Genomic DNA, 22,545 nt, shown 5'->3' with positions numbered 1-22,545 from the left:
ATTGACGGCAACAAGCGAAGGAGCCAAGCATGAATGGTTTAGGAAAATCCCTGACATTCATTGCGTCCTTAACTACGCCCTCTCTGCTAAGCCTAGCTGATGCCAAGGAAATAATGGGAAACGTATCAGCCATGGATGCAAGGATTGATAGCGAAGCAGAGTCGACTCTTTTGCTTGATGGAAGATTGAATATTTTCGATATTTACACGGAAGTCACGGACGGTAAGGTTATATTAACCGGCAGCGTGGACACTGAAGTTCACAAGGCGCTCGCCACGGAGTTGGTGAAGTCGCTAACAGGAGTAATAGCGGTCGAGAATAGATTGGCCGTCGTAACACCGAACGATAATGACAGTACCGGAAGTACGTTCGCTAAAGATTTGCAGGAGGCAAAAGTAGTAACTGCGGTTAAGTCGCGTTTACTACTGGAATCTACCATTACTGGTGTTGACATTGATGTCCAATTTCAACAAGGGATTGTTACTCTTTACGGCAAGGTGAAATCCTACCGCGAACGGGATTTGGCCATAGCCATTGCGAAGAACACTGATGACGTCGATGACGTAATAAGTGAACTGTCGGTAGACAGTTAATCTCCCCTAGGTCTTCTTGACCTAACAATACCTCTGATTTTCACCCGCCACTTGGCGGGTGTTTTTTTAAGGCCGCCGTCACGGTGTTATATTCCGCATCATCGCGCTGAGTATCAGTCAGGAATACCAAAAGAGCGATTTATCAGGACCCAGAGGTTGAACGCCGATGCTCTTTGAATTCCGTGTTACACGAAGCACACGTATTTTTCCTTTACCATCATACTTGCAGGTGGGCTATTGCATAGTAAGAGCTGCGGCAATTTCATTTAAAATTCCCTACAAGCGTTTACAGCATCCGGTTATCAGAAGTTGAAATATTTTTACGCTAGTGAGCTCACTTCATTGCGAAAGAGTATCAAAGTGGATACTCTTTTGGGCGCTTATCACTTTAGAATTATTCGATGATTTTTCGCGTATTATTTTTGGCGCTTTTCACTACAGCGATTGGGCAAAGCATAGTCATCACGACGCTACCTTCCCTTGGGCGAGAGGCTGGATTAACAGAAATTCAGGTGGCGATTATTATGTCCAGCTCTGCGGTGATGTTTGCCATTGGAACCAACTTGTGGAGCCGAGTAGCCAGACGCAAAGGCTACAAACGAACCTTAATGATAGGTTTGACAGGATACAGCATTGGCACCTTGCTTTTCGCCAGTATGTGGTATATGGGAATTCACTCCATTCTCAGCGGTGTCAGTTTATTTTTAGCCTTGTTAATTTCGCGCACGATGCAATCTAGCATTATGTCAGCAACCCCTCCATCGGCGATTGGGTATGCAATCACTAACAGTGCCCAGGCAGATAGAGTAAAAGCCATTAGCAAGGTCACCTCGGCCAATAATTTAGGGCAGGTGTTGGGGCCAACCTTCGCCGGCGCATTAGTGGGATTTGGGATCCTCACCCCTCTTTACAGCGTGATAGTGTTGACAGTAATGGCTCTTTTCGTGGTGAAACGCTTTCTGCCCGATCAGGCGGCCAAATCCCATTCTGCACCAGTGATAGAAGGTGACAATAACAAAATTGTGGCGGTTAAACCGATAACCGCTTTGCTGGTGGTTTTTTCTGCCTGTGTATTCTGCTCAATGGCGATGCTGCAGCAAACGCTGGGGTTCTTCTTTATGGATGAGTATGGTGAATCGACGATAGCAGCGGCCCAGTCGGTAGGGATCGCAATGATGATTAGCGCGGCAAGCTCCTTTGCTGCGCAAGTCGGGTTGATACAGAGAGTCAGGTTACGACCTGAACAGCTTGTACAAATCGCGTTACTTTTACTTACCGTAGCTTATCTACTCTGTTATGTGCACCAGACTAACACCGTACTTTATCTTGCTATGGTTCTACTAGGCAGTGGATTAGGGATAGCCTATCCGTCCATTGCGGCCATCGCTTCCAGTCGTTGCGACCCTGAAAAACAAGCCACAGTGACGGGGCTCATTACATCCACTCCAGCTATGGGTTATATTGCCGGGCCTCCAATAGCTGCGCTTCTGTATAACTATGATCATCGTTTTCCGTTTTTATTTGCCTGTTTATTAATCTTATTCGTTTTTACCCTGGCGTTCTTAAAACTGCTTCCCCGCAAATAAACTTTTTGCCCTTTTATTGCGACTTATTAAGGGTTCTTCTTTAAAAGTAAGTTAATTTCCGATGCGACAGAGAAAAAATAGTTTTTCCGTCGATTTGCGACAGTGCATTATCGTGCCAGTTTTGTGTGTTTTAGTATGTTTTCTGGCAATGATAAGCGAACAGGCACAGGCTCTGAGTTGTGAGAAAATAGTCTCTGCGCATTCTTTTAAGCCCCACTTATCGTCAAAAGTCCTCTCCGATGTAGGCCTGTTATGGCGTTACCAGTCGTGCATAAAGTAAAGAAGTAGAGAGAGAGCGACACTAAATATTGCTAGCGTAATATTAACAAACATCCCCCACCGGGGCTTGTAGCCAGGCGGGATCTCTTCTTGAGTCAGGGACTTAAGCACGCGGGCATATTGATAGGCCGACACCACCGCACACATCCCACCTAATAAAATAAACGCCATACCCAAAATAAAAGCGGATGCATCGAGCGACTCATTTCCCCCATCTTGTAGAAGCCTCATCAATAAACCTGCGCGTTCTAAGATAAAGCCAAACGCGATCAGACCTAAACTGGTGCGATTCCAGGCTAATAATGTTCTTTCTGCGGCAAATAATACTCTTGGATCCTGTAAGTAACCCATCCAATCCCTTAGTTATCAAATTGAAACTGTTTTATCTTCATAGGTTCAAATCGCCAACCCCATAAGCAGCCAGAAGTCGCTCTTAGCGTGATCGAACCAGAGATTTTTTCATCATTGTTGTGAGTAAGTACGACCACATAATTCACTAAGCCTTCTGGCTCGACTTTAGTTAATTGCACATACGCATCCACAATCTTGATTTCTGAAAACTGACTTAAATCAGCAAATTCTTCTAGTTGTGAATAAACTGTCTTCAGTGACGAAACGGGTGTCTTATCCGCGATATCCCGACAAAGTAACTGATGTGCATTGTCAAAGTCATGTTGATGTAAATATAATTCAATAAAATGGTGGGCAGGCTGCTTGGTTTTAGTAATCGCGTCTTCGAAGTACGCCTTAGCATTAAATGCCTGCGATGCATTCGCTGCAACCATGGAAAAAAGTGAAACTAATAGCGCTATTCCTCTCATCCTGTAACCTTTTTTCAAATTATATGGGCGATATCTCACTGCAGTTATTCGAATATAGCCGAAACTATTATAGTGGGTGAAGTGTATGCCATTACAAGAAATATTGCGTAATTGTCACTTTTCGCAATGGATAGCCTTGATAACTTATTGTCGGACTCTACGATAGCGTTCGCCTTTACTGCTGGGTTCTGGCGAGTATCACCATCTATGATGCCCCGTCACAATGTGGCCAGAGCACAAGCGGTGGACGTCATGGAACTTCATCAACTATTCGTTGGGTGGGAAATATTTTTTGGGGCAATAAAAGCCGCTTGCGCTGTATCGTTTATAAAGATCAGTAAACAGTATGGTACGCATTTTAGGGCCACCCCTTGTTTACGATACGTTATCTGATGGTCACACTTTAGCAGATCAAATCGTTAAAGATACTCGCAGCGCAAGCGCTCAAAGTCTGCAGAGTCACGCCATTTAATCTGCGCCTCAAATTTGAAATTAATCTAACCGAAAACCCCGTTTGCCAGATTTTTCATCTGAAAATTAGATTGCTTTATATATCGCCGTGCAAATAAATAACACTCCAACACAACCGCCAATGCAACGATACTTTCCATTTAACTACTTCCCAGTTTCACTTATTTTCAGCTTCAATACTAAAACCTATAAAGCAAAAACCGGGCCCATAAAAAGACAAGATAACTTTTTGTTTTGTATAAATTTAATATTTATTCTAATTTTATGCGTGAAGTTTTTTTTGATGAGCGAGAAAAATTTACTGCCTTACATTCCGAGTTAAAATAGAGCGCTTGTCATAAGTGCCGTCCCCCCAAAGGCGGGGGAAACTAAAAAAATTAGAGCGAAAATGCAACTGCCCGTGTCAAAGCTTGCCCAATTTTTTACCGCGCTGGCAAAAAGGCATTTTACCTTTTAAGCGTTTTGGCAGGGGGGGTGAAAAGAGACAGTAACTAAGCCGGCCTTTCAATTAATGTTTATACTTAGCTCGGGCTCGATGGTCTCACGGTAGGAACTTTTTGCGCGTGTAATAGCTTCATGGAGTAAGTCGCGAAGTGCGTCGGGTGTATGTCGTTGTTGGGTGGCAATATATTCCTCATCATCGTAAAGCCCTAGAATACCTTGATTAAATTCCTCTAAGAAGGCTTCGTTTTGCGGAAATTTGTTACACATCATTTTACCGCCTACTATCGCAGGAACGCCTTCGATCCCGTACGAATAATATTTTCTATCATTACCAGGCTGGGTTTCCAGATATTGATGTGCTTCCTGCGGATAGATCAACGCCATCTGCGTACGGTGTTTGAAAAACATCTCCGAAACTTTATTGTGCCGATCTCCGCTGGCCCGCCATACAATATTTCGAGCGGGGATTTGCTTAATAAAGGTGTCTAATTCATCCCCGTACGAAATACTTTCGGTAAGCAAAATTACGCGGGCCGGTTGCATTTGCACTGTTTCTGTTAACGAAATTATTTCGCCCTTGTTATTAAGCATTTTTTCTTCTACCGGTGTCCGGGTATAGACCCTTGGCGACGGCAAAAAAGTAATTGGTAAGGAAAATAAATGCTGAGTCTTGCGTTCTCCATTTTCTAAAGCATAGAAGTGACACGCTGGTTCGTTTTCCAGCAAGTGTCTTAGCGAACGTTTGAAAGGCGCATACACGAATTCCATTGGAACGTTTATTTTTGGTAATAAAAGTCGATAAGTGGTGGGCAATGCATCCTGATCTGCAGGATTGGCAACGTCTTTTAGAAAACTTTCCATTCCGTAGTAAATACGGACTGGGGTGGTTTCCGTAGCGGCAAATGACTTCACACAAAAACTCATCAGAACAGCCAGTAAAATTTGAGTTTTCATACACAACAACCTGCTAACTGTGCTTTAACTACACTCAATTTAACCGCAGCACTGCCTGAATAGCAAATGAAAGATTGGAAGTATAATTCACCGGGTAATAAATGAAAAAAACCAACGCTTCGATAGCTTCATATCAAACAATACAGACTTGGATTTCTCTGTTTGCGTTCCCTCTTTATCCCGAATTTGCTGATAACGATGAAGTGCAGCATTGTAGGGTCTCGGAGCGGATATGTTGTATCGATAGGCAAATAGTTGGTGGCTATCGTCTAAATATCCCTTCCACACAGGCATGGAAAGCTGACATTTGCCACTAGCCTCTACATAACTAATCGCTTCAACATTTATGCGTTCAGCCAGCTCCAGCAACGTTTTCTCTTGCTCTGTCTTGCCATTGATCGCATAAGAACGCAAACCGGTTTTTTCACCAATATCACAGGCGATAGTGGCGATCATGGAGAATGTGGGTTTATTTTGATTGAAATTGTCGACCATAAAGTCGTAGCTTGGTTGCTGGGAACATCCGGCTAAAAAAACGGATACAGTCAACAATAAGGTAATCCTTACTTTCATTGCAGTCACTATGTCTACTTTTTTAACGTTCAACTTACTTTTAACTTATTTCATCTAACTTCTTTATTCTCATATTTTTAACTGCGCATCAGTATGCGTTACAAATCATCTGCACAATACACATGATGCCAACCCCTTAACCCTGCGTCAACCAAAGTGAATTTCGCCTAACAAGGGGAAGATAACCATTCATTATACGCACCTTCTCGGCTAAAGATCGTACGCACCTTGTTGAATTACCCGTTACTTTTTCGTGCATCCACATTGCTAACGTATCGGTATTACACAAAACGTACCTCACTTTATACCCAACACATAAATCTGCTTTGATATAGTGCGATTCATTACAGTGGTAACAATAATTCGATGCCGCTGTTTTAACTTCATGACAATACCTTTGGAATGTCCAGTGGACCTATCCAACCGTGCAGCGTAGCTGGGGAGCATATTCTGCACGGTTTTTTTATTTTTCTCTCGCTGGCATCAAGTTATTGCGAACCTGTCGAGCGTCATACGTATTTTCTCGCTGGGGCTGTTCGCCGCGACCGACCTCTATACTTAATATACTTTCAATTTCACTTCTGTCAGAACCGCCCACAAAGATACCGGTGCTAAATTGGGACGTAGGGTACAAAGTGGTGCGACAGCTAAATGCACCACACTCTGTCACTCTCGCATAGCGTTGTTGAAAACCAAACTGTGGGCTTGGTGCAACACGCTCCTTATCAACCAGGGTTTCTCTATCAGTAACCACAAACCAGTCGTAATCATTTAATATGGTTACCTCGGCTGCTCTTAGCATGGCATAGTCCATCGCCTTGGCGCGATCAGTACCTCTGGCTTTAAAATGAACACGATATTGGGTATCGCTTAGTTTAGTTTCAGTATATCCGAAACCGCCTCGCGAAGCTTCGCGGTAATCTCTGGATTTCCCCGCGCAGCCCGCTAAAGTCAGCATGGTCAACACGACCGCCAGCAGAATATGTATTTTGTTCACTCATTCTTCCTTTTCGACTCAATCAAACTGTTTTAAATATTTTGTACAGACAAGCGATTCACCCAGTTCACATTTTTACCCAAGTGTCAGATTCCGTTATGAAATTGATATTACTTTTCATACCTATTCATAATGTGAAGACTAAAAATCCACCAGCTTTTTCGTATAGTAAGCTCAGAATTGTCCCATTGCCGTATCGAAGGAAGTAATATGAAAGTCTGCGCACGTCACCCATTCGCGCAATATGCCAGTATAGCGGCCTTAAGTTTGCTGACATTCCCAGCCTCTGCAGATATCAACTATTTAATCCGTTTGGTGGAACAACGCCCTGAATTTGCTGTCTATGGGGGAGCAATTTTCAGTAGTATCTTCGCGTTGTTGTTAATTTTTCTTCTAGTGAAACAATTTTTTACTAAACGCACCTTAGCCACTTTGCAAGCCGCTGCATCAACACTGGAAGCGCAACTTAATGCACTTCCTTCGGGTGCCGTATTTATTGACAAGTCCGGTACCTTAGTTGCCGCTAACCGCACCGCGCTTTACTTGTTAGGTCTAAAAGAAGAACAACTGCACAACACCAGCTTGTTATCTTTATTACCGGGAGATAGTGAAAAGACCCTTAGTCACGCATTGGCCAGCTCGAAAGAGACGCGTTTTCAAGCCACAATGCCCCGTCGGGATCGCACTTATCAATTAAGAGTTTGTCCCAATATTGATGCTTCTTTGGGTGTGCACGCAGTTGTCATGCTGGAAGACATCCACCAGCTGCAGCAGAAAATCGAGAATCAGCATGATCATCTTTCTCACCTCACCAGAGAAGTAGGTAATAGTGGACAGGGAGTGATGAACATCGATTACCACAGCGGCACCGTTGAAATTAACGCCGCTGTGGCGAAATGGGTCAGCGCGCAAGACAGCGCTATTTTTACGCTTGAGGATATGCCTGCCTGGTTTACTGACCAGAGCTGGCAGACGCTTAATTCTGCTCTTTTGGGCCTGGGAGAGTGCCAGCAATTTGAGCTATCTGTAGACTTAAATGAGTCCGAAGAGACAAGGCCAGTGCGTGTTTTAGGCTCTGTCGTACCCGCAAGGGGTGCAGACGAGGGGTCGCTGGTGCAATTGATCATGATGGATTTAAAAGCGGAGAAATCGTTAAAGCAACAACTTCAGAATGCGCTGAAACTGCATCAGAAAACCACAAGTATAGCACCATTTGCCCTTTATCGCGTCGATGACAAGGGACATTTTTTAGAAGGCAATCGCGCATTTAGTGAACTGATTGGCAGCGATATCAATAAATTTAAAGGTAAACCGTTTGCCACCTTACCCCGTGTAAGCGAAGAATGGGCGAAAGCCCACTTAGTTGACCTTGGATCCACCCCAGTAAAAGTGACACTGCCCCCGAAAGAGAACCTGTGTTTACAATTACATTTGCAAAAATTTTCAGAACCGGGAATACCCACGTCGATTATTGCCACGGTGATAAACCAATCCGCGGAGATAGCCGCTAACACGGCTAAAATCAATGCAGAGACCACGTTAACCAGTATGGTGGATCGCTCACCATCAGGCATTCTCGTTGTCGATGCTCATTACAATATTATTGAAGCCAATCAGACGTTTTTAAATCAGCTAGGCGTAGAAATTACTGAGTTAACCGGAGCGGCCTTCGCATCTTTGTTTAACGATACGGAGCAAGCCAATCAGGTTCTAGCCCGATTAGAGCGTCAGGAGCGCTGCCACGATACGTTAGTAAAATTACTAAACCAAGATAAGCTGCCACTCGAGATGACACTCAATATGAGTAAGTTGAGTGAAGTGCCTTGTCGTTATATAGCCTGGCTGGCTGAAAGAGAAGAACAACGGTATTTGAGCCATCGCTTCGATCGTTTAGTTAACTATGCCAGCATCCCTATGGCAATAATCGAAAACGATGTATTTACCCATTTAAACGCTGCTGCCTGTGCATTTTTCGAAATTGAAGATGAACAGGTATTGTTAGGCCAAGCGTTACACAGTACCGATCTCAATGATTCCGAAGCTAACAGCAAATTACTGCGTGATAAATTAACGGCGACTAAAGCCCATGGTCAAGTATTAACCTTAAAGTGGCAGCATCAATATCGACATAAACGCTTACCCTGCGAAATTACGCTTATCCCCGTTTTTAACGAGGCCGAACTTTCCAGCATAATCTGTTTGTGGGTTGATTTACGTGCATTAAAAGAGGCAAATGCGGCACGCGCACAAGCGCAACAGTTAAGAGACTTGGCACAACAAGAAATCGTCAAAAAAGATGAAGAGCTTTGCACTAGCAAAGCAGAACTAGCCAAAAAAGATCTCACCCTGACGGAAACTGCGCAACATCTTGCCAAGACACAAACAGAGTTAGATCAGGTACAGGGTACCCTTTCCGATAAAATCTCGACCCTTTCCGCACTGGAAGAAGCTCACCACACTATTCGTGCTGACTTTGCTAAGTTACAAGACGAGTACACGCAGAATCAACAATGGTTAGATGAAGCGAAAGCAGCTAACCAAAAATTGGAGGACCAGCTCAATCAGAGTAGCGAGAAAGTGACGCGATTAGAAACTCAGCGCCATCAAATTGCTAATGCACTTCAATACAGCGAAAAGCAATATCGCCAGACTCAACAACAGCTTGACCAAAGTCGCGTTGAGTCCGAGAAATTAAAGCAGGCACAAAGTGAACAGACACAGATCATGGCGCAATCTGAGCAAAAAATTGCAGCCCTTAAGAACTCATTAGAAGAGAAAGATACCCAGCTGCATAAAATCAATGACCAAATTCAGTTGTTAAATTCACAGTTACAAAGTTCAGTGCAAGCAAAAGAAGCGCTAAAAATACAACTTGTTAATCAGCGTAAAGCCAGCGAAAAAGCTGAAAACGAACGCCGTTTGCTTCAGGAAAGTTGCGCCAAGGCTCAAGCAGAATTGGCCGGAAGAGCTCGCCATATAGAGCACCTTCAACACGAAATGCAGGCGCTTGAAGTGATGACTAATCAAAGCAAGGAGGAAATGCAAGCACACAAGCAGCAATTAGAAACTGAACTTAAAGCTAAAGAAGATCAGCTGGAAGCATCGAAGCATGATCTCACCACGTTGAAACAACAATCAAACGCGGTACAAGCTGAAAAGCAGCAAAAGCAAGATGCCTTGGATAAGCTTGCTGAAGAATTGAACAAGTTACAAACGGCTGCACAAAACCAGCAAAGGGCTAATTCAGAAGCTCAGCAAAAATGGCAAAAGCAACAGCGTTTATTGCAGGAAAGCCTGCAAGCGAAAGAAGCTCAATTAAAACAAAGAGAAGCTGAATTGCATCACACCATCGCAGAAAGTGAAGCTGAAAAAAACGAGAGGGCACGTCATCAACAAGAGCTAAATCAGTTGCGCATTGAATTTGAGCAAATGCAGGAAGCAGCAAATGCCCAGCAGCAACACATGACCCAAAATGAACAGGAGTGGAAAGCCTCTCAGCAAAATCTGGCGGTGGCATTGGAAGCCAAGCAAGCACAGTTGAGTAAAGCACAATCGCTGCTTGAAACCCATCAACAACAAGTTGAAACGGAAAAGCGAGCTAAAGAAGCACAACAAAATCGTCTCGCGCAGCTGGAAGCCGAGCTTGCCGATGTGGCGCAACGTGCAGCCAAGCAAAAAGCTATGATGGAAGGAAGCGACGAACAGTGGCGCAAGCATCGCGAAGAAATAGAAGCACAAAAAGTGCAGCTCCAGGCCGCGCTTAACTCTGCAAAACTTGAAAATGCAAAGATGAAGGAGAAATTGCAGTCCAGCCAGTCTGATTTAGTTGACGCGGAAAGCAAAGTATCGCAAACGCATATTGAAGAGAAAAAACTGAATCAGGAGTTGAATAAAGTCAAAGCGGACGCTGAAACACTACAGCAGCAACTGTGCGAAAAACAGGCTAATGAAGAAAAGCTTCAGTTACAGATCCGTTCACAGCATACCACCTTGCAACAAAAAGAAGACGATATTGCAGCACTGAAACAGGCTCAAACATTACTGGAGCAAAAGCTCAATGCGGCAGAAGAGGAGTGCGCCAAAGCTAAAAAATCGTTGAATAATGTTGATGCGGATCAGTCCGACTTAAATAAACAATTGGCAGCACTTGAACAAAGCCTTAATGACAGCAAAGCTCAACTCGCCCAAAAAGAGCAAGCACTGAGTGGGGCTCAGCAGCAACTTCAGCAGCAAGAGTCGCAGTTGCAACAACAAGCCTCAGCATTGGTTGCTGCGCAAAAAGCGCAGCTGCATAATGAGCAAAGCGATACCACTGTCGCAAAACCGAAAACACTACCAGGCTATGCTAAATTTGATATGCCGCTTGACTCGTCAGTTTGGTTCGATTTACTTCCCTATCTGCAGGCTAACAAACAGGTGGGCTCGCTGGCGGTATCCTTACGATCCCTGTTAAGTGACCTGGAAAATGCGGTTGCCGCCACAAGCGACGCCGTGCAAAAAGATGATCGCGCGCAGATGCTCGCGAATACTCGCAAGCTGATTTCAATCATTCGTCCTGTCAATTCAGCACCACTGAACGACATGGCCAACCGGCTAGAAGCTGACTGCGAACACGGCAATATCGACAATATTTCGATTTTTTGGCCCATCGCTCAACAAAATTTAAGTAAAACGATGAGGGTTATATACGGGCACCTTAATGATTAATACGCGTTCGCAATATACATAGCCCGGCGGGCGCTTAATTCTTTTAAACTGAGGCCGTATATCAAATGCATGTGGCTGCGGCGCACAAATTTAATAATTACTAAGTGGACGATTTCCGAACGACTGTGCTATCTGTATAAAATCAATATTTCTCAGCTAACTGTAAAGCGATGATCCTTACTATTCGTCCTGAGCACCCAGAAGATGTATCAGCCATCCGCGAAGTCATTAAAATGGCCTTTAAAACCATGCCTCATTCACAACATAACGAACATTTAATTGTAGAGGCATTACGCAAAGATGATGCATTGACATTATCACGGGTGGCTGAAGAGCAAGGAAAAATTATAGGCTATGTAGCGGTATCACCTGTGACCTTATCCAATGCTGAAGCAGGCTGGTATGGGATTGGGCCCCTCGCTGTCTCGCCTCATGCGCAATCGAAAGGCGTAGGCAGTAAATTAATGCAAAGCGTGTTGAATTGGTTGAAAGAAAATACCAAAGGATGTGTCCTGTTAGGAGAGCCCGGTTATTATTCTCAATTTGGATTCAAAGCAGTCGAAGGATTAACCTTCCCCGGGGCACCCCCTGAGTATTTCCTGTCTCGTTCGTTTACCCGGTATTACCCAAGAGCGAGAGTCACTTATCATCCGGGGTTCTATCAGAATACCGCGCATGGCGACGCTAATCCCGCATAAAGACCGAGAAGGGTATGACCTATCGATGTAATCCCTGTGCGGCTGGTTGAGGGGCACGCTTGGGAAGGGTAAAGTCCACATCAGGCAACTTGATATCTGCCTGCATGCCTTCAAGGTAATCGATAATACAGGTTAATCCTGCTTTATCGCGGCACATTAACTTTGGCGTTTCCGCTAAATGTAAATTGGGTTGGGTAAACCAGGTGATCATTTTTTCACTGTCACCATCTGATAACGCATACAGCAGATGATACAGGCGGATAAAGGCAAGTTGAATTTCCGTTTCCGCAGACGTAACGTCAAAGCCCACTAACGCTGTTTGCAATAACCCTCGCTCACTTACTCCCAGCATTGCTGCGGCCTCAAAGGGCGATAAACCTAACTCTTCGTAAGCCCAGGTAAATGCTTTCATAATTACCGCAGGTTGATAATGGGCATATGTCATTAAAGCCACCTTGTTACATACTTAATGGATACATAAAAAAGACTGTTGCTAGATTCGTTCCATAATTTCCTAAGCAGAATACTTAGGCTAGATAACCCTAAACGTTCCACTTGTTTTGCCTAATTTCCGATTCTCACTCATCGCAAGCCCCCGTTAACAAAGCATTTACAATTAACCCTGTTGTACAGGAAACGGCAGCAACGGTCGACAGTGAAGAGGGACCTATTGAAGGGGAGAAAAATATATAAGAAAAATTTTCATTAGTGGTGGGCATTTAATTCCTGCTTGGGCCAAATTGAGATTGGCCCCAAGGGATTAGACCACCAATTATTCTATAGCTTTTGAAAACCACATTCAGGTTCTATGAGCGAAACCTTCCGCAGGTACAGTATGGCGCTATCCTTTTGCATCATCACCATTCTATTTTTCAGAATCATCAGCTCAATTTTTTAAGGTGTTTATTTTGCCAAAATTCCATTAATGTAACAGCATACACCGCAATTTAGTGAGGAAAACTTAATTGAAACAAGTATCTGCAGGATGGGACTGGGTACTGATAACGATTCACTGGTTGACTGCCCTTACCGTGTTCAGCATGTTTGCGGTAGGGTTATGGATGGTTGATTTAAATTACTACAGCGATTGGTATAAAACCGCACCTCACTGGCATAAAAGTATAGGGCTACTATTAGCCGGTCTCACGGTGTGCAGGGTGATTTGGCGGTTATTACGGCCCCGTCCACCAAAATTGGGAAGTGCGTTTGAGCGAGCAATTGCCAGTCTGGTGCATCTTCTTATCTACCTGCTGTTATTTTCCCTGTTTGTAAGTGGCTACCTTATATCGACTGCGGATGGTAGAGCAATCGATGTATTTGACTGGTTTGCCGTCCCTTCCTTTGGGCAATTATTTGATGATCAAGAAGATATTGCAGGCAGTATTCATTTTTATATCGCATGGACTCTGATCGGGCTAGTCAGCTTGCATATTGTCGGCGCGCTTAAACATCACTTTATCGACAAAGACGTGACATTAAAACGTATGTTGGGTAAGAAACACCTATCTTAATCAGGAGAAATAAATGAAAAAACTCGCTTTAGCTTTGGCATTTACCTTAGGGGCAAGTGTGGCCAATGCCGCTGACTATATTATAGACACCAAGGGAGCGCACGCCTCAATCAATTTTAAAATTCAACATTTGGGCTATTCCTGGCTAACAGGAAGGTTTAACGATTTTAGTGGCGAGTTTAGCTACGAAGAGGGCGAACCGAAAGTATCTAAAGTTAACGTAACGGTTAAAACAGCGAGTATCGACTCCAACCATGCTGAACGCGATAAGCATTTAAGAGGCGATGACTTTTTAGATGTGAAAAAATATCCGGAAGCCACATTTGTCAGTACCAATGTAACGCATGATGGCGATGATGAAATGACAATTATTGGCGACTTAACCTTACATGGCGTGACGCGTTCGGTATCCATTGATGCGCACAAGGTGGGTGAAGGGAAGGACCCGTGGGGTGGGTATCGCGCTGGATTTGCCGGCGAAACTCACATTGCATTAAAAGATTTCGGTATTGATTATGATTTAGGTCCGGCCTCTACTGAAGTTAAACTTATGCTACATATTGAAGGGGTCAAGCAATAGTCGATACTGACCCAGCTTTAACCGAATGGATTGTACGAAAGTACCGCTATTAGCTGTCAGGTGGCACGCTTAGTACATGTTTACAAGACGCTCCCCCCATAACGGGAGCGTCTGCATGTAGATTACTTAAATACGTACCACTACGACTCTTAATGCAGTTTTAATCGCATCCCCACAATATTGCCGAGCTTGCGGCTGAGCAGCACAATAATCCCTCGCAAATATCCATGAATCGCGAATTGGTGCATGTTGTATAACGACAGATAAACCAATTTCGCCAATCGACCTTCAATAAACATACTGTTATTGGACAGCGCTCCCATCAGACTCCCTACCGTACTATATCGGCTTAAATGGACCAACGAGCCATAGTCACGGTATTGGAATGACGCTAATTCGCGGCCTTTAATAAGGTTAACCAGATTCTTGCAGGCAACTGCAGCCATCTGATGAGCGGATTGGGCGCGCGGCGGCACCCAGGTATTGTCGGCTTGTTTAAACCCGCAGCAGTCTCCCACGGCGAGAATGTTGTCAAAACACGTACTCTGTAATGATGGCTTCACTAAAATTTGATTGGCGCGATTGGTTTCGAACAATTGCAACTGCGTTAAAAAGTCAGGCGCCTTCACCCCTGCCGCCCATACCAAAAGATCAGCTTGAATGTGTTTTCCCTCTGTGGTCTGAAAGCCGTTTTTGGCTGCACTTGCCACCCTGGTTTCTTCCAACACCTCGACACCTAGTTTGACCAAAGCGCTACGAGCGGAATTAGCAATACGCTCTGGTAGTGCGGGTAAGATTCGCTTATCGGCTTCGATAATGGAAACTTTTATGCGCCTTGAAGACATTTCCGGCATGCCGTATGCGCGCGCCAAATTAGCCACATGATAGAGTTGAGCAGCTAATTCGGTGCCGGTGGCACCGCCGCCAACAATTGCCACGTGTAATACACGATCGTCTGTAGCGTCGTTATTAATTTTCAACAATTGATTTAATAATGCCTTATGAAACCTCTCGGCCTGCGCTAACGAATCAAGGAAAAAGCAATGCTCACTAACGCCGGGTGTACCAAAATCATTACTTTTACTGCCCACCGCCATTACCAGATAGTCATAGCGTATCTCGCGCTCGGGTAGGATTTGTTCCCCTTCATCATCGTGTAGAGCTAGCAGGGTGATGGTTCGAGATTCAGCCCGTATACAACTTACCTCACCAAGCTCAAATCGATAATGATGTTTGACCGCATGCATCCGATAATCCACACCATCCGAGAACTTATCGATAACGCCAGCGGCCACTTCATGCAGCAGAGGCTTCCACACATGCGTGCGACTCTTATCTACCAGAATAATTTCGGCCTGTCGCTTTTTCCCAAGGGAGTTAGCTAATTTAGTGACAAGTTCAAGTCCGCCTGCACCGCCCCCTACAACTACTATTTTTTTCATGTATCACTACTCTTATTAATTTAAATCTGGTTATCACCACGCAAACTCCGCAGAGAGAAGAAAACGTCTGGGTTGGCCGGGAAAATAACGCGCACCACTGAAGCTGGTATAGTCTGCACGTTCGGCATAGCGGGTATCAAAAAGGTTGTAAATACGAAAACGCAAAACCATTTGAGGGTTTATTTGATAGTGAGTGCGTACGTGTAAAACGTCGTGACCTGGATAAGTTTGGGTATTCTCTGAGTCGAGAAAGTATTGACTGATATGCTGCCACTCTAACGTTACTCCTAGAGGCATAGAAGGCGCCCATGTAAGTTGGGTGTTGGCCATTTTACGTGGCGCCGTGTCCATCGCGTTACCGGCAATGGACGCTTGTGTTCTGTCTCCCTGGTGAACGTAGGTGTGTTCGGCATACGTCATGGCAGAACGTAAGGTCCACCCCGGGTGTAATTCCCAGCGCATCGACAACTCAATACCTTCATGGCGGGTTTCTCCGTCACTGACATTGAAAAACTCATCGTTACGGTAGATCACATTTTCCTTGTTTAACACATAGTAAGCTAAGTTAAGTGACAGATCTTCGAAGAGTAAGTGAGCACCCACCTCTTTGTGCAGCCCACTTTCTGGTGACAGGTCTGTCAACGACTGGGCGCGTTGCAGACGAAACAATTCGGTCGCCTGAGGCATTCGGTAACCCTCAGCAACACTCGCGTAAAGCTCCATTTGGTTGGTAGCGCGGTAGAGTGCGCTCAGTTTGGGGGAAAAGCGGTGAAAATCGATGTCTGTATCCGCCGGACGAGAATAACGACAGCCCCCAAAACCGCAGGTATCACCGTTGTCTTTAGTTCTGCCAGGTGGTGCATAGGTTTGATAGTCATAAGCCATTGTTTCGTAGCGCGCCCCTACAGACACCGTCCACTTATCCCATTGCTGAGTGGCCTGTAAAAAGGGGGCTAGTGTATGCGCATCAACTTCATAATCGTAATGGGTGCCTGCTGGTATGGTTTCCCGTAGAAAGTCCAAACCTTTCGTGGGACCATCCTGAAATTGTTTGAGGATGCCTTGGGTAACCTCCGCATCAAAGCCGGCTGTCAGCTGAAAATCATCGTTCCAATACTGCCATAACGATTGCACCCCACCACCTTGTTGATTATTGATTTCCAGCGGTTTCCCCGGTAAAAAATGCATAATAAACTGCATATCCTGATTACGGAAATAAGGTGTGACCATGAATCGCTGGTTGCTGCTATTTCGCCATTCGATCTTTGACCACATGCGAAGCGCCTTAGCCCACCTAAATGCTTCCGGATTTTCATTTAAGTTAATTAGCACGTCACTTTTGTAACTGTTTTCACCGGTTAAGTAGCCCGCGGTTTGTTGGTCCAGATGGGTGTAAGTGACACCGGAGTTAAATGACAAACGATCACCGTCATAGCGGTGGCGAAGATTTAACTTCTCTTGAAATACAGATTCTTCATCCCGAAATCCGTTGTCCCGAGTAACGCTCATGTTGACGCCGATGCCTGAGGACCCCATGTCTTTCCCATAGCGTCCTTTAAATCGTTTGTATCCATAGGAGCCAATATCCACTCCCAACCAGCTCGTATCATATGTGGTATCAGGCGTGACGACGTTAATTGTTCCATGTAGGGCATTCGAGCCATATACCACGGTGGCTGGCCCTTTTATAACGTCAATTCGCTGCGCCATTTCAGTGTGTGCTTCAAATAATTCGTTATTATTACAAAAACCCGCCGCCCTGATTGGGATCCCATCTTCGCTGGTGAGGACGGCCCCACACGCACCAGCACCGGTTAGCACTGGCGAACGAAGCGCGGGCAGATACTCCTGGCCGCTACCCCGTTGTAATCCTACGCCGGCAATTTGTCTTAATGCTTCTTCTATATGGGTTGGTGCTATCTCAAGCAGGGATTGTTCAGTGACTATCCCCAGAGCATTAGCGCTCGTAGTATCAACTAACTGATAACGCTGCTGTGTGGTGGTGATACGTTCAACATCGTCCTCTGTCGATTGCACATAAGCTGGAGTGGAGAGATAACCCAGCATTATTGCAATATTGCATATCACAGACCTTTTTCTATACGTCATAACAACTACTTTATTAATAATGAATAAGAAAGCACAGGTGCACTATTACTAGCGAGAGCCCCCGTATGAATTAAAAGCAAATCACATTTTTGCCTGTTTGCGTTGATACGCGCTAACACTTCATTGGCGATATATGGCAGACGGTCTGAGACTTATCTTCAACACAACATAACCCAGTACACCAGAAAGTATTGAACCGATTACAATACCCAGCCTTTCATCGAACAATAAATTTACGCCGGTTTCTTCGAATGCCAATGAGCCGATAAATAAACTCATAGTAAAACCGATTCCACAAAGAGCGGAGGTGCCATACAAGGTTAGCCAGGATACGCTTTTAGGTAACGAGGTCAGACTCAATTTCACCGCTAACCAGCAAAAACCGAAAATCCCAACCTGCTTACCGATAAACAAGCCCAAGGTGATGCCAATCGGCACCCCATGCTGGATTTGATCCATATTGATTCCCTGTAAATTAAGGCCTGCATTGGCAAAAGCAAACACGGGTAACACGAAAAAGCCTACTACTGAGTGTAAGTCCTGCTCGAGTGATTTCAGCGGGGAATAACCATCATCCTGCTTTCCGCGCAGAGGGATAAACATAGCCAGCACCACCCCGGCCAATGTGGCGTGTACGCCTGACTTGAGGGTAGCAATCCACATGATGACCCCTAGCAGAATGTATGGGCTTTTCGATATTACCCCTCTCTTATTAAGAATCGCCAGTACCGGAATACACAGTGCAACCACAATCAAGGCAGTCAGTGAGATTTTGGAGGTGTAAAAAAAGGCGATAATTAGGATCGCACCAATATCGTCAAATATGGCGAGCGAAGTTAAAAAAACCTTTACCGATAGCGGTACACGTGGCCCTAATAAAGTAAGCACCCCCAATGCAAAGGCGATGTCCGTCGCGGCGGGGATTGCCCAGCCTTTAACGGCTACGGGGTCGTCATAATTAAAGTAAACATAAATTAGCGCGGGCACCAGCATTCCACCAATCGCGCCCGCCCCTGGTAAGATAATATTTCGCTTGTCGGCCAGCTCGCCCTCAACTAATTCTCGCTTCAACTCCAGACCGACCAAGAAAAAGAAGACCGCCATCAATCCGTCATTTATCCATAGCAGGAGGGGTTTCGCAATTTTCAGAGCTCCCACTCTCACTTCCACTGGCGTCGACAAAAACATATCGTACAAACCTGATAAGGGGGAATTGGCAAGGATAATGGCCAATAGGGCAGCAATAAAAAGCAGAATGCCGCCCGCTGACTGCAACTTAAAAAACGATTGGATAAACGTGTCTTGTGAATTATTCATGGGTGGTTGAAATTTAGTTACCTGGCTTTTGCACTAGATTACTATAATTTCAACAGTTTGAATCAAATAATAGATACCTTCCAAGTTAAAAGGGCTATGTAACTTGACCGAATGAGTTGTGTTCAGTAGGAAAGTCGACGGTGTGCAAAAACCGCTTCAGCCCTCAGACCTTTAGGTTGATTGTGATAGCGTTTTATTTCCTTCTCTGGCAAGTCTAAAATCTTTTTCAGTGCCTTTTTAACTTTTCGTTGCCTGGGCTGAAAACTATCTATCCACCTATCCATTTCTTGTTACCCCGTGCCAAAAGATCTACCTCAATCATTACGGTTATCGCTGAACAAGGTTTGTGCCTAAATTTAATTTAATCTTTGTGAATAGCCTTGGCCACGCTGGATTTTTACGGTTATATCAAGGATGATTATCCCCTCGCAAATTGCACAACAGCAGATAAGGTAACGCAAATGTATAAACTGGTACTTATCCGTCATGGAGAAAGTCAATGGAATCTCGAAAACCGGTTCACCGGATGGCACGACGTCAACTTAACTGAAACAGGTGTTGCACAAGCAAAAAACGCAGGGAGAATGCTGAAAGAGGCTGGGTTTGAATTTGATACTGCCTACACTTCAGTACTTTTGCGAGCGATCAAAACGTTAAATATTGCATTGGAAGAAATGGGCCAACATTATCTTCCTGTCAAACGCAGTTGGCGCTTGAATGAACGTCATTATGGCGCGCTAACTGGACTGGATAAAGCTGAGACAGCAGCAAAGCATGGCGAAGAACAGGTTAAAATCTGGCGACGAAGCTTTGATATCCCCCCTCCGTTTGTCGAAATGGATGACGAATATTTTCCTGGTCATGACCGTCGCTATAGCCACATTGACCCCGCTATTTTACCTCGCGGTGAGAGCCTCGCTCTAACTATTGAGCGTGTCTTACCTTACTGGCACGACGAACTTCGCCCCGCCATTCAACGTGGAGAAAATATCATTATCGCTGCTCATGGAAACAGTTTGCGAGCGTTAGTGAAATATCTCGATGGCATGTCGGAAGAAGAAGTGCTTGGGTTAAATATTCCTACGGGTGTTCCGTTAGTGTATGAACTGGATGAAAACCTGAAACCTGTGTCAAAAGAGTATTTAGGTGATCCAGAGAAAATTAAAGCCATGATGGAAGCGGTGGCAAAACAAGGTAGTGCGAAAAAGTAAGCCTTAAAGCAGGTTTTATCCTTCCACGTTATGTGTCGTTCTAGAATAGGTGGACAGTTTTTAAGACGAAACAATCATTAAAAAAAGCACAGACCAAAAAGCCTGTGCTTTTTTATCAACTAACGAAGTTAGTATGAGCGATCAATAGGTTCAAGCCCGTTCGCTCGTTGTTCGATCGCTTCGGGTAAGCTGTAGCCAGATTCAATCCACCGGCGAGCTTCCAACGGAGTGAACTGATGGGAGCGCCATTCAGCCGCTTCATGATATGTGAGTCCTGCTGCACGCCATTGCGCTGCGTCAGTAGCCATGTATCCAGCCTGATGCCACTCTCGCGCTTCAACAACAGAGAAAGTCCCCGTTTGCCATGCTTGCGCTTGTGGTACAGTGAACCCTGCGGCTCGCCAATCTTGCGCTTGTTCAGCGGTAAACCCTGCTGCTTTCCAAGACGCAATTTCGGTTTGGCTCATACCATCCCAATCATCATGGCTGTGCACGACACAACCGGCTAGCCATCCCACTAAAACAACCACTAACAAATGTCTTACCATTTTCATCTCCTTACGTGATGTTTTTTATTTCACTAGCATTAATATTGTCCAGTGATGAATTAACGTACAGCGGAAGACATCGTTCGGTTCTTTTTTAGTTAAATTTTTTATCAAACATTTGCGATTGTTTTTACATGCTTAATGAGATCTGATTCGTTCTACCGCTTCTTTCCAGAGTTTATAAGCTTCATCACGTTGCGCTTTCGTCATACGGGGCAGAAATGTGTGCTCTACTTGCCATTTACTCGCTAATTCCTCTAAGGACGAGTAAATCCCCGCCTGCAAACCAGCCAGATAAGCCGCGCCTAAAGCGGTGGTTTCGGTAACGACAGGACGCTGTACTTGCGCACCTAAAATATCGGCCAGAAACCCCATTACCCAGTCGTTATTCGCCATACCGCCATCCACTCTTAACGTGCACGGTCTTGCCCCATCGTTTTCCATGGCTTTTTGCAGATCTTTGGTTTGGTAGCAAACAGACTGCAATCCAGCCGCGACGATTTCACTGATACCCGTGTCGCGGGTTAAACCTAAAATAGCGCCCCTGGCGCCAGGATCCCAATAAGGCGCACCCAAGCCAGTAAAGGCAGGCACCAAAAAAACGCCGTTATTGCGCCTCGCGCGTTGTGCCAGCGCTTCAGTCTCTTCGGCATGGTCAATAAGTTTCAAACCGTCACGTAACCATTGGACAGTGGCGCCCGCCATAAAGATACTGCCTTCCAACCCATAGGTAACTTTGCCATTCAATCTGTAGGCTACTGTTGCCAGTAACCTATTTTCCGATACCAATGGTTGGTCGCCGGTGTTTAGGATCATGAAGCATCCGGTGCCATAAGTACTCTTGGCCATGCCTTTTTCAAAGCACGTTTGTCCGATTAACGCCGCTTGCTGATCCCCGGCCACACCTTGAATGGGAATACTGACGCCTAAAATACGTTTATCCAGTTCGCCAAAGTCAGCTGCGCAGTCTTTGACCTCTGGCAGCATCGCAGGCGGAACCCCAAATAGCTCAAGTAATGCATTGTCCCACTGCTGGGAGTGCAGATTGAATAACATTGTGCGCGACGCGTTGGTTGCATCAGTAACATGATGCAGGCGCCCGGTTAAACGCCAGATTAAAAAACTATCCATGGTGCCAAAGAGCAAGTCACCGTGTTCTGCTGCGTCTCTTGCTCCTTTCACATTATCAAGGATCCAGCCAATTTTTGTGGCTGAAAAATAGGGATCAATAAGTAACCCGGTGTTGTTTTTAATGTATGTCGCTTGTTTGTCATTCTCATTCAGTTGGCGACACTGTTCTGCGGTGCGTCTGTCTTGCCATACAATAGCGGGATAAACTGTTTTACCCGTATGTTTGTTCCACACTACTGTGGTTTCCCGCTGATTGGTGATACCAATAGTAGAAATATCTTCTGGGGTTAAATGACATTTTTCAAATACCGCTTTCATGGTTGTAAGCACGCTCTGCCAAATCTCCTCAGCGTCATGTTCTACCCAACCATCGTTTGGGTAAGCCTGAGTAAATTCAGCCTGCGCCATGGCGATAATCTCCCCACTGTCTGAAAAAATGATTGTTCGCGAACTGGTTGTCCCCTGATCGATGGCAAGAATGTAACGCATTGAGCACCTTCGTTTATTGACCGCTAAGTGAATATCTGAGTGTGAACCATACTTATTGCTTTCACAATGCAGACGTCACCATGA

19 protein-coding genes are annotated in these 22,545 nt (G+C 45.0%); 8 read left to right on the top strand and 11 right to left on the bottom strand.

Features of this window, described 5'->3' with window-relative positions:
* Window positions 1-29: 29 nt before the first annotated feature.
* Window positions 30-593 (top strand): BON domain-containing protein, encoded by a 564-nt coding sequence (locus tag OPS25_RS11550; RefSeq protein WP_265617879.1) that lies wholly within the window; start codon window positions 30-32, stop codon window positions 591-593.
* Between the two features lie 401 nt (window positions 594-994).
* A complete protein-coding gene (locus OPS25_RS11545) occupies window positions 995-2,179 on the top strand; it encodes an MFS transporter (protein ID WP_265617878.1) in 1,185 nt (394 codons plus the stop codon).
* A gap of 258 nt (window positions 2,180-2,437) precedes the next feature.
* On the opposite strand, the gene OPS25_RS11540 is transcribed toward OPS25_RS11545, so the two are convergent.
* Both OPS25_RS11540 and OPS25_RS11535 read right to left on the bottom strand, forming a co-directional pair.
* Window positions 2,438-2,809, bottom strand: coding sequence for a YidH family protein (locus OPS25_RS11540; protein WP_265617877.1), 372 nt, complete (start codon window positions 2,807-2,809; stop codon window positions 2,438-2,440).
* A gap of 8 nt (window positions 2,810-2,817) precedes the next feature.
* The gene (locus tag OPS25_RS11535; protein ID WP_265617876.1) at window positions 2,818-3,279 is read right to left on the bottom strand and encodes a hypothetical protein; all 462 of its coding nucleotides are present in this window, start codon (window positions 3,277-3,279) and stop codon (window positions 2,818-2,820) included.
* A 111-nt stretch (window positions 3,280-3,390) separates the two neighbouring features.
* Here OPS25_RS11535 and OPS25_RS11530 point away from each other — a divergent pair, with 111 nt between their 5' ends.
* Window positions 3,391-3,672: a hypothetical protein gene (locus OPS25_RS11530; RefSeq protein ID WP_265617875.1), complete on the top strand. Its 282-nt coding sequence runs from the start codon at window positions 3,391-3,393 to the stop codon at window positions 3,670-3,672.
* Between the two features lie 582 nt (window positions 3,673-4,254).
* On the opposite strand, the gene OPS25_RS11525 is transcribed toward OPS25_RS11530, so the two are convergent.
* The 3 genes from OPS25_RS11525 to OPS25_RS11515 all read right to left on the bottom strand — a co-directional run bounded on the left by OPS25_RS11525 (window position 4,255) and on the right by OPS25_RS11515 (window position 6,718).
* Window positions 4,255-5,148, bottom strand: a complete 894-nt coding sequence (locus OPS25_RS11525; RefSeq protein ID WP_265617874.1) for a hypothetical protein — start codon at window positions 5,146-5,148, stop codon at window positions 4,255-4,257.
* Window positions 5,149-5,235: 87 nt separating this feature from the next.
* Window positions 5,236-5,721 carry a hypothetical protein gene (locus tag OPS25_RS11520; RefSeq protein ID WP_265617873.1) on the bottom strand — a complete coding sequence of 162 codons (486 nt, stop codon included), beginning with the start codon at window positions 5,719-5,721 and terminating at the stop codon, window positions 5,236-5,238.
* Between the two features lie 463 nt (window positions 5,722-6,184).
* Window positions 6,185-6,718: a CC0125/CC1285 family lipoprotein gene (locus tag OPS25_RS11515; RefSeq protein ID WP_265617872.1), complete on the bottom strand. Its 534-nt coding sequence runs from the start codon at window positions 6,716-6,718 to the stop codon at window positions 6,185-6,187.
* 210 nt (window positions 6,719-6,928) lie between these two features.
* Here OPS25_RS11515 and OPS25_RS11510 point away from each other — a divergent pair, with 210 nt between their 5' ends.
* Together OPS25_RS11510 and OPS25_RS11505 are read left to right on the top strand one after the other, a co-directional pair.
* Window positions 6,929-11,425, top strand: a complete 4,497-nt coding sequence (locus OPS25_RS11510; protein WP_265617871.1) for a PAS domain-containing protein — start codon at window positions 6,929-6,931, stop codon at window positions 11,423-11,425.
* Window positions 11,426-11,595: 170 nt separating this feature from the next.
* The gene (locus OPS25_RS11505; RefSeq protein ID WP_265617870.1) at window positions 11,596-12,123 is read left to right on the top strand and encodes a GNAT family N-acetyltransferase; all 528 of its coding nucleotides are present in this window, start codon (window positions 11,596-11,598) and stop codon (window positions 12,121-12,123) included.
* Between the two features lie 19 nt (window positions 12,124-12,142).
* Here OPS25_RS11505 and OPS25_RS11500 read toward each other — a convergent pair whose 3' ends face one another.
* The gene (locus OPS25_RS11500; protein WP_265617869.1) at window positions 12,143-12,568 is read right to left on the bottom strand and encodes an antitoxin Xre/MbcA/ParS toxin-binding domain-containing protein; all 426 of its coding nucleotides are present in this window, start codon (window positions 12,566-12,568) and stop codon (window positions 12,143-12,145) included.
* A 520-nt stretch (window positions 12,569-13,088) separates the two neighbouring features.
* Here OPS25_RS11500 and OPS25_RS11495 point away from each other — a divergent pair.
* The gene (locus OPS25_RS11495; protein WP_265617868.1) at window positions 13,089-13,634 is read left to right on the top strand and encodes a cytochrome b; all 546 of its coding nucleotides are present in this window, start codon (window positions 13,089-13,091) and stop codon (window positions 13,632-13,634) included.
* A 13-nt stretch (window positions 13,635-13,647) separates the two neighbouring features.
* A complete protein-coding gene (locus tag OPS25_RS11490) occupies window positions 13,648-14,214 on the top strand; it encodes a YceI family protein (protein WP_265617867.1) in 567 nt (188 codons plus the stop codon).
* A 149-nt stretch (window positions 14,215-14,363) separates the two neighbouring features.
* Here OPS25_RS11490 and OPS25_RS11485 read toward each other — a convergent pair whose 3' ends face one another.
* From OPS25_RS11485 to nhaA, 3 genes are all read right to left on the bottom strand, one after another.
* On the bottom strand, window positions 14,364-15,656 hold the full coding sequence (locus tag OPS25_RS11485; RefSeq protein WP_265617866.1) for an NAD(P)/FAD-dependent oxidoreductase: 1,293 nt from the start codon (window positions 15,654-15,656) through the stop codon (window positions 14,364-14,366).
* Window positions 15,657-15,689: 33 nt separating this feature from the next.
* The gene (locus OPS25_RS11480; RefSeq protein ID WP_265617865.1) at window positions 15,690-17,765 is read right to left on the bottom strand and encodes a TonB-dependent receptor family protein; all 2,076 of its coding nucleotides are present in this window, start codon (window positions 17,763-17,765) and stop codon (window positions 15,690-15,692) included.
* Window positions 17,766-17,885: 120 nt separating this feature from the next.
* Complete coding sequence (gene nhaA, locus OPS25_RS11475; protein WP_265617864.1) at window positions 17,886-19,082, bottom strand: Na+/H+ antiporter NhaA; 1,197 nt, start codon at window positions 19,080-19,082, stop codon at window positions 17,886-17,888.
* Window positions 19,083-19,543: 461 nt separating this feature from the next.
* Here nhaA and gpmA point away from each other — a divergent pair, with 461 nt between their 5' ends.
* Window positions 19,544-20,293, top strand: a complete 750-nt coding sequence (gene gpmA / locus OPS25_RS11470; protein WP_265617863.1) for a 2,3-diphosphoglycerate-dependent phosphoglycerate mutase — start codon at window positions 19,544-19,546, stop codon at window positions 20,291-20,293.
* A 128-nt stretch (window positions 20,294-20,421) separates the two neighbouring features.
* Here the strand turns inward: gpmA and OPS25_RS11465 are convergent, their stop codons facing one another.
* Together OPS25_RS11465 and glpK are read right to left on the bottom strand one after the other, a co-directional pair.
* Window positions 20,422-20,841, bottom strand: a complete 420-nt coding sequence (locus tag OPS25_RS11465) for a hypothetical protein (protein WP_265617862.1) — start codon at window positions 20,839-20,841, stop codon at window positions 20,422-20,424.
* 138 nt (window positions 20,842-20,979) lie between these two features.
* Window positions 20,980-22,461 (bottom strand): glycerol kinase GlpK, encoded by a 1,482-nt coding sequence (glpK, locus tag OPS25_RS11460; RefSeq protein WP_265617861.1) that lies wholly within the window; start codon window positions 22,459-22,461, stop codon window positions 20,980-20,982.
* Between the last annotated feature and the right edge of the window lie 84 nt (window positions 22,462-22,545).

This window comes from Alteromonas aquimaris (assembly GCF_026183695.1).
GTDB lineage: Bacteria > Pseudomonadota > Gammaproteobacteria > Enterobacterales > Alteromonadaceae > Alteromonas > Alteromonas aquimaris.
This window is presented reverse-complemented; position numbering and strand designations above follow the sequence as displayed.